This window comes from Polaribacter sp. Asnod1-A03 (assembly GCF_045063585.1).
Classification (GTDB): Bacteria; Bacteroidota; Bacteroidia; order Flavobacteriales; family Flavobacteriaceae; genus Polaribacter.
The window spans coordinates 1,345,793-1,358,758 of record NZ_JBEFOE010000009.1; the positions used below are offsets into that span (position 1 = coordinate 1,345,793).

Consider the following 12,966-nt stretch of genomic DNA (forward strand, 5'->3'; position numbering starts at 1 on the left):
AATTAGCAAAACTATATGTTTCCTTAAAAGAAGATTGATTTTTTTTATCCACAAATTATATTCTTATGTATTCGGGTCTACACCCGATATTTACAAAATTCGGGTTAAAACCCGAATAACTAATAATTCGTCTTAAAACCCGAATTAGTTGTTTTATATACCTAAAAAAAGTATTTTTACTGAAAATTAAAAATGACAAGTATTTTAACCGGTGATATTGTAAACTCTAGAACCGTTGCTTCTAAAGAATGGTTGCCTATATTAAAAACAGTCTTTAAAACAATTGGAGAAACGCCAAAAACTTGGGAGATATACAGAGGAGATAGTTTTCAAATAGAAATTAGTAAGCCAGAAAATGCATTACTTTTTGCCATTGAATTAAAAACTGTTTTAAAGAAAATTAAAAATTTAGATGTTAGAATAGCCATTGGAATTGGTTCTAAAACCGATGATTATAAAAATATTACTGAAGGAAGTGGAGAAGCTTTTATAAATAGCGGAAAAGCTTTTGACAACCTACTAAAGAAACAAAATTTAGCCATGATCTCTCCTTGGAAAGAAATTGACAAAATTTTTAATACCGCTTTTGCTATTGCTTTATTAACTATTGATAATTGGACAGTTAATTCTGCCGATTTTGTTGAAATGTGTCTTAAAAAACCAAATACAACTCAAAAATTAATTGCCAAAGAATTAAATATTTCTGAAAGTAGCGCAAGCGAACGAAGAAAAAGAGCTGGTTTTGATGAAATTATGCAATTAGAAAAGCTATACAGAGAGCTTATTAAAGAAAAAACAAGCCAATAAATATGTTACTATTTTTAAAATTTTTACTAGCGCATATTTTAGGTGATTTTGTTTTTCAATCAGAAAAATGGGTAAAAGATAAAGAAGAAAAAAAGGCTAAATCTGCAAAACTATTTTTTCACATTTGTGTACATACAATATTACTTTTATTAGTTCTCTTTTTTAACTTAAAAGAATATTGGCTAGGTTTTTTATGTATTGTAATTTCTCATTACACAATAGACATTCTAAAATTATATCTGCAAAAAAAGAAAACAAAACGAGCTTGGTTTTTTATTGATCAAATTTTACATCTCTTATTTTTAGTTATTGCGACCTCATTTTATGCGGATTTTCAATTATCAACAGATAAAATAATTACAGATAAAAGTTTATTATTACTGATCTTTTTATTGTTAGTTGTATTTGTTTCTGCAATTGTTATCAAAATAATTATTACACAATGGAATCCGGAGAAGAAAAAAGAAAACGATGATTCTTTGGCTAAAGCCGGACGTTATATTGGTATTTTAGAACGTTTATTTGTTTTTACTTTTGTAATTACCAATCATTGGGAAGGAATTGGTTTTTTATTGGCTGCAAAATCTGTTTTTAGGTTTGGCGATTTAACGTCTTCTAAAGACAGAAAATTAACCGAATATATCTTAATAGGAACATTATTAAGTTTTGGGTTGGCTGTTTTTTTAGGAATTATATATTTGTATGTTTTAAATTTAATCTAATTGATGGAAGATAAATTAATAGAAAGTATCGCTTACATTTTACCTGCTGCAGTTACAGGTTTTGTTGCTTATTATATGTTTAATAGCTTTTTAAATCAGCAAAATTCTGAGAAAAAACTGGCACTTTTAGCTAAAAAAAGTAAAGAATCATTACCTATAAAATTACAGGCTTGCGAAAGAATGCTGTTGTTTTGCGACCGAATAAATCCTGTAAAAATGTTAATGAGAGTAATACCTACATCCACAAACACAGATGATTATTTGCAACTTTTATTAGCAAATATAGAACAAGAATTTGAACACAATTTAGTACAACAAATTTATATTTCTGATGAAACTTGGATGTCTATTATTGCTGCCAAAAATGCAATTGTAAACAAATTAAGACAAGTTGCAGAAACCTCTAATTCTGCCAATGAGTTAAGAGAAAATGTTTTAATCGATTATTCTAAAATATTACCACCAACAGAAACCGCTATTTCTTTTATTAAAAACGAAGTAAAAAGAATATTATAATCAAAAAGCCTTCTTAATTATATAAGAAGGCTTTTTTTATGAAAGTTAATCTCTCATAAAGTCGGGGGAATTATATAATTTAATTAAAATAAATTTTACCAGGTATTAAACCAACTGTAAATTCATTTAATTCAACATTTGTAGAAGCATCAAATATTTTTAACGTTCCGTTTGATACGTAATCTTTTACATCCGTTACATAAATTTTACCCTCATTTACAGACATTCCGTAAACAGTTGTAGAAATAATTGATGAAGTAGGAATTTCTGAAGCTCCCTCACTCATTTTATAAACATCAGAAGAAGTAGATAAATAAATATTTGCATCGCTTAAAACCATGTTACCTGGATGAAAACCTGAATCATAATCAATAGTAGCATTAACGGTATTAGAACTTGTATTTATGGTAACCAAACTACCTAAAAGTTCTGGAGAACTCCAAGCACTTCCTTCACAAGAAACTAATAAATTTCCACTATTATCAATAACCATTTCATCTGGCACATTACCAACTGTAATTGTAGATTCTAAAGTATCAGAAGAAGTATTAATAACAGAAACTGTGTTACCAGAACCCCAACCTCCTTTGTGAGAAACATATAAAGTATTCCCGTCTGCAACAACTTGTTCAGGACCTTCAGATACAGCAATTGTAGTAGAAATAGTGTTAGAAGCTAAATCGATTACAGCAATATAATCATCTGTAGCATCAGAACCTTCTCCCCAATTGGTTACATATCCTTTTCCGTTGGCAAAAGCAATATATCTTGGGTTACTTAAACCCTCTGTTATATCTGTAAGTTTTTCCATTGTATATCTGTCTGCAATAGAAATTTTATTACCAACATTAGCTATTAAATAAGCATCATCTCCATTAAAACCAATAGATTGTAAAATAGTTCCAATACTTTCTCCATTTACATTGCTAAAAATAGTTGACTCTTCTGTTAAATAATCTTCAGAAATAAAATTAACGGTTCCTGTTCCTCCAGAAAAAGCCCCCTCATTGGCAATTAAAATTCCGTTTTCATAATCTCCTTTTGGTAAATCTGATTCGTTATTATTACAAGAAGCAAATAAAACTCCAGATAAAGCCACTAAGAAAAATGTTTTTTTAATATTCATTGTTTTAAAAATTTAAATTTGTTGTTAATTGAAAATTGATTCCAGGCATTGGCCTGTTTAAGGTATTTTGATAATAAGAATTGTAAATATTATTGATTTTAAACCCAATATTTGGTTTGTTTTTAATGTTTGAAAATTGATAATTAAACCCAACATTAGAAACCGTATACGCCGGAATTGTATCAACCAAAAAAGTAACTTTATCGTTAATTAACATTTGATAATACATACTAAAATTTGTGTAAGCATAGTCAACAAGAATATTTGCACGATTTTTTGGCACATAAATTAACTGTTTATCAGTTTCTAAATCTTTTGCATCTGTGTAAGAATAATTTAAATTAATTGCCAAAGAATGATCATTAAAAACTGTTTTATAATTGGTAGAAAACTCTAACCCAACGTTTCTAGTAGCGTTAATATTTATCGGACTCCAAACTCCAAATTCATTAGGTTTCCATTGAATTAAATCTGATGATTTTATATAAAAACCATTTACTTGAAAATGAAACTTCCTATAATTAATACTATTTCCTATTTCAAATTGATAAGAATTTTCTGATTTTAAATCTGGATTTCCTCCAGGATTCCAATACAAATCATTAAATGTTGGTATTCTAAAATTTTTAGAAGTATTGAATGATACGGTGTAATTTTTATTGACTTTTTGCTCAATTCCTAGAGAATACAACAAAGGAACATCAAATTGATTTTGCAACTCTTTTCTAAACTGAACACCATAACTTAAACGATTTGTTAGTTGGTGATTTAAAGAAAAAACAGCCGAAAAAATATTTCTTTCATGTGTTAAAAAACTAGTTCCTTCTGCTTTTGCAGACTCAAAACCTAGAATACCATTGATTTTAATTTTTCTAGAAAGACGATTATTATAATCTACTTGAGCTATCTTTCTTTTGGTGTTTCCTACAGAAAAATTATCTAAATTTTCTTTGTTGTCGTAATACTTAAATTCATCAAAAAGATAAGAAATTCTAGAAGTAATAATTTCTTTTTTTGATAAAAAATAGTTCCATTCTAACAGATTTTTTAAACTAATATCTTTGTAAGCATCATTAGAAGGTGCATTTAAAGTTCTAGATAAATCTCTCTTAGCAAAGAAAGCAGTACTATATAATTTTAATTGATTTTTAGCATCAATTTTATGTCCATAATTTACATCAAAGTTGTAATTATAAAAAGCTCCGTTTTCGTTTATTAAACTAGAATTTAAATATTTATAATCATTATCAGAAGCATTATAACCTAAACCTATATTAATGTAATTTTTGGCATCAGATTTTACAAAATCGTAACTTACATGTTGTGTATTAAAACTTCCGTATTTTAAAAGAAGGTTATTTTTAAGTGCTTTTTTAAAAGTAATTTTATTGTTTAAGTGAACCGTTCCGCCAATTGCGCCACTTCCAAATAAAACACTTCCACCACCACTTCTAACAGTTATATTATCGTAAGAATTTGCAGAAACAATATTAAAATCGGTTTGCCCATTTAATTGAGAATTGATATTTATTCCGTTCCAAATAACAGCCGTTTGCGATGCATTTGTTCCTCTAAAAGAAGGAGAAGAAACCATTCCTAACCCATTTTCTTTAAAATAAATAAAAGAATTAAATCTTAAAATATCCGTTAAAGATTGTATGTTTTTAGTTACCAAACTATCGGATATTAAAATACTGCTATATCCTTTAGAAAAATCTTTCACTTTTAATATGGATAGTGAAAATTCATCTAACTTAATAGTTGCAGAATCTTTTTGTGCTTTTAAATTACAAACAGCAAAAAACAATAAAACAAAAAATAATACCTGTTTTAATTTCATATTTTTATCTAATCTCTATCCCGAAGATTGTATTAAATTATGATAATGGCAGGTCTCCTGACTCGTTTTTATGTTATTAGACCTTCCCAACATAAAATGTCAGTGGCATAAGAATTAATAACATCCTTTAAAAGGTACTGAAAATAAATTCAGTATAAACTTACAGTTGCGGGAACAGTTCTGGATTTAAACCAGATTCCCTTTTAATTTGATGCAGATTAATTATACATCAAAACCAAAATCAATGCAAATATATATGCAATCTTATAAACAATCTAATAAAATCGCTCTCAAATTTAATACCTTTATGGCTTAATTAATTTTACAGATGAGAATAGAGAATGAATTAAAATTAGGTTTTAAAGACGTTATGATTCGCCCAAAACGTTCTACTTTAAAATCGCGTTCACAAGTTAATTTAGAAAGAGAATTTAAGTTTTTACATAGTGATATTGTTTGGAAAGGAATACCAATTATGGCAGCAAACATGGATACTGTTGGTACTTTTGAAATGGCAAAAGCATTAGCAAAATATGGTCTTTTTACAGCAATTCACAAACATTACTCTTTAGGCGAATGGAGAAATTTTGCTTCTAATGCAGATGAAAAAACATTAAATAATATTGCTGTAAGTACCGGAACTGGAAAAGAAGATTCTGAAAAAGTAAAGCAAATTTTAGAAGAATTTTCGCAAATAAACTTTATTTGTATTGATGTTGCCAACGGTTATTCTGAACATTTTGTAAATTTTGTAAAGAAAATGCGCAAAAACCATCCAAATAAAATAATTATTGCAGGTAATGTGGTTACTGGCGAAATGGTAGAAGAATTATTATTGGCTGGCGCTGATATTATTAAAGTAGGAATTGGACCAGGTTCTGTTTGTACAACTCGTGTAAAAACAGGTGTTGGTTATCCGCAATTATCCGCAATTATAGAATGTGCAGATGCTGCTCACGGAATGGGAGGACAAATTATTTCTGATGGAGGTTGTAAAATTCCTGGAGATTTATCTAAAGCTTTTGGTGGAAGTGCAGATTTTGTAATGTTAGGCGGAATGTTAGCTGGTCATGAAGAAAGTGGCGGTGAATTAATTGAAGAAAATGACAAAAAATTCAAAGCTTTTTTCGGAATGAGTTCTGAAACCGCTATGAACAAACATGCTGGTGGGGTTGCTAATTACAGAGCATCCGAAGGTAAAACAGTTAAAGTTCCTTTTAAAGGAAATGTAGAAAATACTATTATTGATATTTTAGGAGGAATTAGATCTACATGTACTTATGTTGGTGCAAGCAGATTAAAAGAATTAACTAAAAGAACCACTTTTATTAGAGTTCAAGAACAAGAAAATCAAGTATATTCTTAATGAAAAAATTACAACTAATTCCCGTTTTGGTTTTCTTTTTGATTGCTGTTGCATGTAAAAAAGAAACTGTAAAAGTCGATGAAAAACCTAAAACTGAAAGCACTATTAAATATGCGAAAGGTTTTGATATTATTGATGAAAATGGCACAAAAAAGTTAATTATAAAATCTGCTTATCAAAATTCTGATGAAGTATTTGAATACATTATTAAGAAAAAGAACAATTCAAAAATTGAAGAGTTTGATAAATCAATGATCTCTACTCCAATTGAAAAAATTGTGGTTACTTCTACAACACACATACCAATGGTAGAATTGTTAAACGAAGAAACTTCTATTATTGGTTTTCCACATGCTAAATATATTTCATCAGAAAAAACAAGACAATTAATTGATAATGGAAAGATTAAAGAAATAGGAAAAGAAAGTTCTTTAAACACAGAAATATTGTTGGATTTACAACCAGAATTAGTTGTGGGATATAGTGTTTCATCAGCCGATAAATCGTTAACTACTATAAAAAAAGCGGGAATAAATGTAATTTATAACGGAGATTGGTTAGAAGAAACTCCTTTAGGTAAAGCTGAATGGATTAAATTTTTTGGTGTTTTATTTGATAAAGAACAACAAGCAGACAGTATTTTTAAAGTAATTGAAACAAATTATATAGAAGCTAAAAATATAGCATTAAAGTCTACCAAAAAACCAACAATTTTATCGGGCGCAATTATGAGTAAAGATATTTGGAATTTACCTGCTGGAGAGAGTTTTGTTGCTCAGTTTTTAAAAGATGCAAACGTTAATTATTTGTGGCAAGAAACAAAAGGTAAAGGAAGTTTGTCTTTAAGTTTTGAGAGTGTTTTTGATAAAGCTCAAAATGCAGATTTTTGGATTGCTCCTGGTTACTTTTCATCAAAAGAACAATTGCTTAAAAGCAATCAATTATATGAAAAATTTGATTCTTTTAAAAATGATAACATCTATACTCCATCAACAAAAAAAGGAAAAACAGGTGGCGTTATTTATTATGAGTTAGCATCAACAAGACCCGATTTGGTTTTAAAGGATATCATAAAAATTACAAATCCTGAATTGTTACCAAATTATGGTTTTACTTTTTTCGAAAAAATGAAATAAAAAACCTTCAATAAAAAATTGAAGGTTTATTTAAATATAATTAAATTTTGGGGGAATAATTACTCTTTATCAAATCTAAGAATAATAAAAAATAAAGCTATAAATATAAAGGGTAGTTTTAGGGTAGGTTTTTAAATAATCTAAAAAAAACACCTTATATTTTAATATTTACCATATTATTTAGACTATTGTCATTCCTTATAATATCAATTTAAACACAAGTAAAACAATGCCTTTAATCTTTTCTATTAAAGGCATTGTAACACATAATTGGAGGGATTAATATGTGTCTTATATTCAAATTTAATAAATAATAAATTATATTTTAAAAAAACAAGGGTAGTTTTAGGGTAGTTTTTTAATGACTTAACAAAACAAACCATTTTAAATTAACATATATACAAATAAATAGGATGTTTTTTTATTTAAACAATTACATGAGTAATTACTATTACAAATCTCTTTGCCTATTTAATTATTTCGAAGAATCCAACTCTAACTAAGAGACTTCTCTAATCTTACAGCTTCTTTTCTATTTTTAATATTTAGCTTTTCATAAATATTCTTAATATGAAATTTAATAGTATTAATTGAAACGTTTAGTTCATCAGCAATTATTTTATTTGATTTACCTAAAACTATTAAATCAAAAATTTCTCTTTCCCTATTACTTAAATTTTCTAAATTTTCTGAATTTTCTGAATTTTCTTTACTAGATGAATATTCATTATTAGCCGAAAGACTTTCTATTTCTTTAGAGAATTTAATAATCTCATCTTTCATAAAATTGTTTTCAGTTATCAAAATATTCATTCTATACAATACTGCAATCGTTAGAAAAATCATCTCAAAAAAAGAACCAATTTTTATATTTAAAGAATTAATATTTATTAGAGAAACACCTAAAAATTTCAACACAAAAAAATCTATAGAAGAAAATAAAATTACTGAATTTGCTAGTACTAAAATTTTAGTATAAACATTTTTATTAAACAAAAAGAGAGATGTTAACCAATAAATAACAGTTAAGGAGAAAACTAAAATATTTAAAACAAATAAATAGTAATAACTTTCTAATGTTAAATAAAGAATACCCATAAGAATAATAACACTCCCTATTACATATGCATATTTCTTAATTTTAGGAAAATACGTTTCTATAAATAAGTAATTATTTATAAATTTAGAAGAAAAATAAGCTAATGAAATATAGTTTACAACCATAATAAACTCATTTACATTTTCATCAACTTTAAAAAAATTGAGCATTCCATCCATCGTAAATATCCCAAAAGAGATGCTTAATTGAAACATTGAATAATATAAAAAAACAATGTCTTTAAATAAAAAATAATAAAATAAACTATATAAAATTATCAAAAAAGCAAATCCATAATAAAAGCCATTGAATAACAATTCATTCTTTTCTCTAGCAAGTGACTCTTTTTCTGTTTTTACTGTTACAGGAATATAGGAATGAAATTTTGGCTTTATTTGAATATAAACATCCTTATCTCTTGTAAATTTATAACTTAAAAACCTATTGTTAGGTGATTTATATATTCTTTTAGATTCTTGATATGCATTGGCCTTATTGAACCTATCATAAGCAACTCTAAAAACATACTTTAAATTTGTTTCATACGATGGTATTAAAAACCAATATGTAGCATTAGAATGTTTTTCTAAAACTTGTTTATGTAGATGTGTAAATTTTTTTTGTTTAACTTCATTGAGTGTTAAATCACTATTTACATCTTTGAAGTAATATATATCAGATTGAGAAAAACAATAGTTTACAGTAAATAGAACTATTAAAAGTATTTTAAACTTCATAACGACTTCAATTAGCAATTCTGTTTAAAAAACTTAGAGTCGAACACATAACTAATTGCTAAATCATTTAAATAAATTTCTTTTAAGAAATCTAAAATACTAATAATTAATTTTAAAAACTACAAAATGTCATTATTGCTGTTGTTGCTGTTGCTGCTGTTGATTATTAACAGAATATTTAAAAGCAGCTTTGGCATGTATTTCTGTAGTATCAAAGACAGGTACAGAAACATCATTTTGCTGAATTAATAAAGGAATTTCGGTACAACCTAAAATAATACCTTCAGCACCTTTTTTAATCAACTCTTTTATAATTGTTAGGTATTTTTCCTTAGAAATTGGATTGATATTACCCACAGATAGTTCATCATAAATAACTGCATGAATTATTTCTCTTTCTTCTATTTCTGGAATAATAGTTTCAATACCAAAAGATTTTAAAATATCAGTAAAAAAATCTTTTTCCATGGTATATTTTGTCCCTAAAAGAGCTACTTTTTTAAGTTGTTTTTTAACGATGCTTTTTGAGGTTGCTTCTGCAATATGAATTACAGGAATTTTTACAGCATTTCTTACAGCATCTATGCACAAATGCATTGTATTTGCACAAATTATAATACAACTTGCACCAGCATCTTCTAGATTTTGACCTGTTTCTGCCATTTTTATATCCAACAAATCCCACCTATTTTCTTTTTGAAGTTGAGCTATTTCACCAAAGTCGAAAGAATTAATAACAACTTCAGCAGAATGAGGTTTGCCAATATAATCTGAATTTAATTTATTTAAAATTCGATAATATAAAATAGTTGACTCTGGAGTTATTCCACCAATTAAACCTATCTTTTTCATTTTTAGCTCTTAATAATTAAAACAATTTGGTCTGACTTTCGTCATCACGTTTCTTTTCTTCTGCCTTCTTTTTTGCAATTGATTTTTGCAATGCAATTTTTGCTTTTTCTTCTGCAGAAAGTTCTTCTAAAACAGGTTTTTTAGTTTCAACTTCAGGTACATCAATTGGTAATTTATCATCAACCATTTTCTCTTCTTCAAGTTCTTCTACTTCTTCAGAAATTTCTTCTTCTGGTTCATCAAAAGGTAAAGATTCTAACAAGTTAACTTGTTTTATTTTCTCTATAGTTAATTGATTTCCTAGAGCTTTTATCCCTTTAACAGCAATGAACTCTTCTAAATTAACTTCTTCATTTTCTAAACTTCTTTTAGAATATACAACTTCTACAATTGGTCTGTAATCTGTAGCAACAATTTCTAGTTTAGATTTTGGATGTTCAGAAATAAAATCCTCTTCTTTTTCTGTTGTTTCAATTACAAAACGTTTAATATAATAACGCTCTTTTTCTCCATCAAAATAAATTGCAGAAATTGGTTTATTTGGTTTCCATTTTTCTAACACAATCATATCGCTATCAAAATGCATTGTTAAATTTGGTTTTACCGCTTTTGCTTTTCCGCTTTGCGATATAATTAGCAATTTATCTTCCGCTTTAAATTCGCCTAACAATTCACCTCTATTATCAACATTTAAACGTTGAACCGTTTCATCAAACCAAATTTTTCGTGGTTTTAATGTTGAAACTCCTTCTGATTTAAACTCAATTTTTCTGATTGAAAATTTAGAAATTAAATTACCTCTAACGGCTCTTCCTTTTATTGCCAAATCAGCAAAATCTACATCCCATTTTAATTTTTTAACACTACCTACAGAACGTAAATTTACAGTAACAATTTCTGCTTCTCCATTAGGATTTGCTGTAAAATAATGTACTATAGAACCTTTATTTCCGTTTGTTAAATCGTACTCTTTATCTCTGGTTACAGACAATACATTAAAACGTTTCATGTAAGATGGACCTCTTGCACCATCTCTGTACATAAAATTATAAACGGTTCTTCTGTCTTTCTTTTTAAAGATAGCAACATGAATAATATCTTTACCTACAAAAGTTTTAGCATCAATTTTAGTAACCATCATTTTACCATCTTTTCTAAAGACAATAACATCATCAATATCCGAACAATCAGTTACAAATTCGTCTCTTCTTAATGAAGTTCCTATAAAACCTTCTTCTCTATTTACATAGAGTTTTGCGTTTTTCATAGCCACTTTTGATGCAACAATATCATCAAAAATTCTAATTTCTGTTTTACGCTCTTTTCCTTTTCCGTAAGTATCTTTTAAACGTTTAAAATAAGCAATTGCAAAATCGATTAAATTAGCTAAATGATCTTTAACTACTGCAATTTTATCTTCTAAACTTTCTATAAATTGTTTTGCTTTATCAATATCAAATTTTGATATTTTCTTAATTCTGATTTCTGTTAAACGTGTAATATCTTCTACTGTAATTGCACGTTTTAAGTGTTTAATATGTGGCTGTAAACCTTTGTCTATCGCTTCGATTACACCTTCCCAAGTTTCTTCTTCTTCAATATCACGATAAATTCTGTTTTCTATAAAAATACGTTCTAAAGAAGAAAAATGCCATTGTTCTTCTAATTCGTTTAACTGAATTTCTAGTTCCCTTTTTAACAAATCTACCGTTAAATCTGTAGAATGTTTTAACATTTCTGAAACTCCTACAAAAACAGGTTTGTTATCTTCTATTGTACAAGCTAAAGGAGAAATAGAAGTTTCGCAATTTGTAAAGGCATACAACGCATCAATCGATTTATCTGGCGATACATTTGGTGGTAAATGCACTAAAATTTCTACTTCTGCTGCCGTATTATCTTCAATCTTTTTTATTTTAATTTTGCCTTTATCGTTGGCTTTTAAAATACTATCAATTAAAGTAGTTGTTGTTGTAGAAAAAGGTATTTCATTAATTACCAATGTTTTTTTATCGAGCTGTGCAATTTTAGCTCTTACTCTTACCTTTCCTCCTCTTTTTCCATCATTATAATGAGAAAAATCGGCAATTCCTCCTGTTAAAAAATCTGGAACAATTTTAAAACTTCTTCCTTTTAAATATTTTATGGAAGCATCAATCAGTTCTATAAAATTGTGTGGCAATATTTTTGTTGATAAACCCACGGCAATTCCTTCTGCCCCTTGTGCTAATAATAACGGAAATTTTACAGGTAAATCTATCGGTTCTTTTCTTCTTCCATCGTAAGACAATTTCCATTCTGTTGTCTTCGAATTAAAAACAACATCCAACGCAAATTTAGATAAACGAGCTTCAATATATCTCGAAGCCGCTGCACGGTCTCCTGTTAAGATATTTCCCCAGTTACCCTGCATGTCAATCAGTAATTCTTTTTGACCAATTTGCACCATTGCATCAGCAATAGAAGCATCTCCATGCGGATGATACTGCATTGTATGACCAACAATATTCGCTACTTTATTGTAACGCCCATCGTCTAAATCTTTCATAGAATGCATAATTCTACGTTGTACAGGTTTTAAACCATCTTCTAACGAAGGCACTGCTCTTTCTAAAATTACATACGAAGCATAATCTAAAAACCACTCTTTGTACATTCCTGTAACCTTGGTGATGGTTTCTTCATGAGGATTTTCTCCCTCATTAATTAATTCTTCTTCGTGTTCGTTCTCGTTTTCGTGTTCGTTTATTTCTTCACTCATGTTA

General features: G+C 27.8%; 10 protein-coding genes and 1 riboswitch. Of the genes, 5 read left to right on the forward strand and 5 right to left on the reverse strand.

Going from position 1 to position 12,966, the window contains the following annotated elements; all coding sequences use genetic code 11:
• The first annotated feature begins 192 nt into the window (after nt 1–192).
• The 3 genes from ACJJVY_RS06480 to ACJJVY_RS06490 are packed head-to-tail and all read left to right on the forward strand — an operon-like array spanning nt 193 to nt 2,045.
• Nucleotides 193–807, forward strand: coding sequence for a SatD family protein (locus ACJJVY_RS06480; protein ID WP_405606187.1), 615 nt, complete (start codon nt 193–195; stop codon nt 805–807).
• A 2-nt stretch (nt 808–809) separates the two neighbouring features.
• Nucleotides 810–1,529 (forward strand): DUF3307 domain-containing protein, encoded by a 720-nt coding sequence (locus ACJJVY_RS06485; RefSeq protein WP_405606188.1) that lies wholly within the window; start codon nt 810–812, stop codon nt 1,527–1,529.
• Nucleotides 1,530–1,532: 3 nt separating this feature from the next.
• Entirely contained in the window at nt 1,533–2,045 is a 513-nt protein-coding gene (locus ACJJVY_RS06490) for a hypothetical protein (RefSeq protein WP_405606189.1), read from the forward strand.
• 79 nt (nt 2,046–2,124) lie between these two features.
• Here the strand turns inward: ACJJVY_RS06490 and ACJJVY_RS06495 are convergent, their stop codons facing one another.
• Together ACJJVY_RS06495 and ACJJVY_RS06500 are read right to left on the reverse strand one after the other, a co-directional pair.
• Nucleotides 2,125–3,171, reverse strand: a complete 1,047-nt coding sequence (locus ACJJVY_RS06495) for a YncE family protein (RefSeq protein WP_405606190.1) — start codon at nt 3,169–3,171, stop codon at nt 2,125–2,127.
• 4 nt (nt 3,172–3,175) lie between these two features.
• Nucleotides 3,176–5,011, reverse strand: coding sequence for a TonB-dependent receptor plug domain-containing protein (locus tag ACJJVY_RS06500; protein WP_405606191.1), 1,836 nt, complete (start codon nt 5,009–5,011; stop codon nt 3,176–3,178).
• 29 nt (nt 5,012–5,040) lie between these two features.
• A riboswitch (cobalamin riboswitch) is annotated at nt 5,041–5,266 on the reverse strand.
• Between the two features lie 73 nt (nt 5,267–5,339).
• On the opposite strand from ACJJVY_RS06500, the gene ACJJVY_RS06505 reads away from it, so the two are divergent.
• The gene (locus ACJJVY_RS06505) at nt 5,340–6,377 is read left to right on the forward strand and encodes a GMP reductase (protein ID WP_405606192.1); all 1,038 of its coding nucleotides are present in this window, start codon (nt 5,340–5,342) and stop codon (nt 6,375–6,377) included.
• Nucleotides 6,377–7,513 (forward strand): ABC transporter substrate-binding protein, encoded by a 1,137-nt coding sequence (locus tag ACJJVY_RS06510; RefSeq protein ID WP_405606193.1) that lies wholly within the window; start codon nt 6,377–6,379, stop codon nt 7,511–7,513. The genes ACJJVY_RS06505 and ACJJVY_RS06510 overlap by 1 nt, the downstream gene beginning before the upstream one ends.
• A gap of 495 nt (nt 7,514–8,008) precedes the next feature.
• Here the strand turns inward: ACJJVY_RS06510 and ACJJVY_RS06515 are convergent, their stop codons facing one another.
• The 3 genes from ACJJVY_RS06515 to ACJJVY_RS06525 all read right to left on the reverse strand — a co-directional run bounded on the left by ACJJVY_RS06515 (nt 8,009) and on the right by ACJJVY_RS06525 (nt 12,962).
• The gene (locus ACJJVY_RS06515; RefSeq protein WP_405606194.1) at nt 8,009–9,349 is read right to left on the reverse strand and encodes a LuxR C-terminal-related transcriptional regulator; all 1,341 of its coding nucleotides are present in this window, start codon (nt 9,347–9,349) and stop codon (nt 8,009–8,011) included.
• A gap of 132 nt (nt 9,350–9,481) precedes the next feature.
• Nucleotides 9,482–10,201 carry an aspartate/glutamate racemase family protein gene (locus ACJJVY_RS06520; protein ID WP_405606195.1) on the reverse strand — a complete coding sequence of 240 codons (720 nt, stop codon included), beginning with the start codon at nt 10,199–10,201 and terminating at the stop codon, nt 9,482–9,484.
• A gap of 16 nt (nt 10,202–10,217) precedes the next feature.
• On the reverse strand, nt 10,218–12,962 hold the full coding sequence (locus tag ACJJVY_RS06525; RefSeq protein ID WP_405606196.1) for a DNA gyrase/topoisomerase IV subunit A: 2,745 nt from the start codon (nt 12,960–12,962) through the stop codon (nt 10,218–10,220).
• Nucleotides 12,963–12,966 lie beyond the last annotated feature (4 nt).

What these genes read in the sequence shown, in the direction of transcription:
- ACJJVY_RS06480 (WP_405606187.1), top strand. Translation starts at nt 193, where the DNA reads ATGACAAGTATTTTAACCGGTGATATTGTAAACTCTAGAACCGTTGCT.
- ACJJVY_RS06485 (WP_405606188.1), top strand. Translation starts at nt 810, where the DNA reads ATGTTACTATTTTTAAAATTTTTACTAGCGCATATTTTAGGTGATTTT.
- ACJJVY_RS06490 (WP_405606189.1), top strand. Translation starts at nt 1,533, where the DNA reads ATGGAAGATAAATTAATAGAAAGTATCGCTTACATTTTACCTGCTGCA.
- ACJJVY_RS06495 (WP_405606190.1), bottom strand. Translation starts at nt 3,171, where the DNA reads ATGAATATTAAAAAAACATTTTTCTTAGTGGCTTTATCTGGAGTTTTA.
- ACJJVY_RS06500 (WP_405606191.1), bottom strand. Translation starts at nt 5,011, where the DNA reads ATGAAATTAAAACAGGTATTATTTTTTGTTTTATTGTTTTTTGCTGTT.
- ACJJVY_RS06505 (WP_405606192.1), top strand. Translation starts at nt 5,340, where the DNA reads ATGAGAATAGAGAATGAATTAAAATTAGGTTTTAAAGACGTTATGATT.
- ACJJVY_RS06510 (WP_405606193.1), top strand. Translation starts at nt 6,377, where the DNA reads ATGAAAAAATTACAACTAATTCCCGTTTTGGTTTTCTTTTTGATTGCT.
- ACJJVY_RS06515 (WP_405606194.1), bottom strand. Translation starts at nt 9,349, where the DNA reads ATGAAGTTTAAAATACTTTTAATAGTTCTATTTACTGTAAACTATTGT.
- ACJJVY_RS06520 (WP_405606195.1), bottom strand. Translation starts at nt 10,201, where the DNA reads ATGAAAAAGATAGGTTTAATTGGTGGAATAACTCCAGAGTCAACTATT.
- ACJJVY_RS06525 (WP_405606196.1), bottom strand. Translation starts at nt 12,962, where the DNA reads ATGAGTGAAGAAATAAACGAACACGAAAACGAGAACGAACACGAAGAA.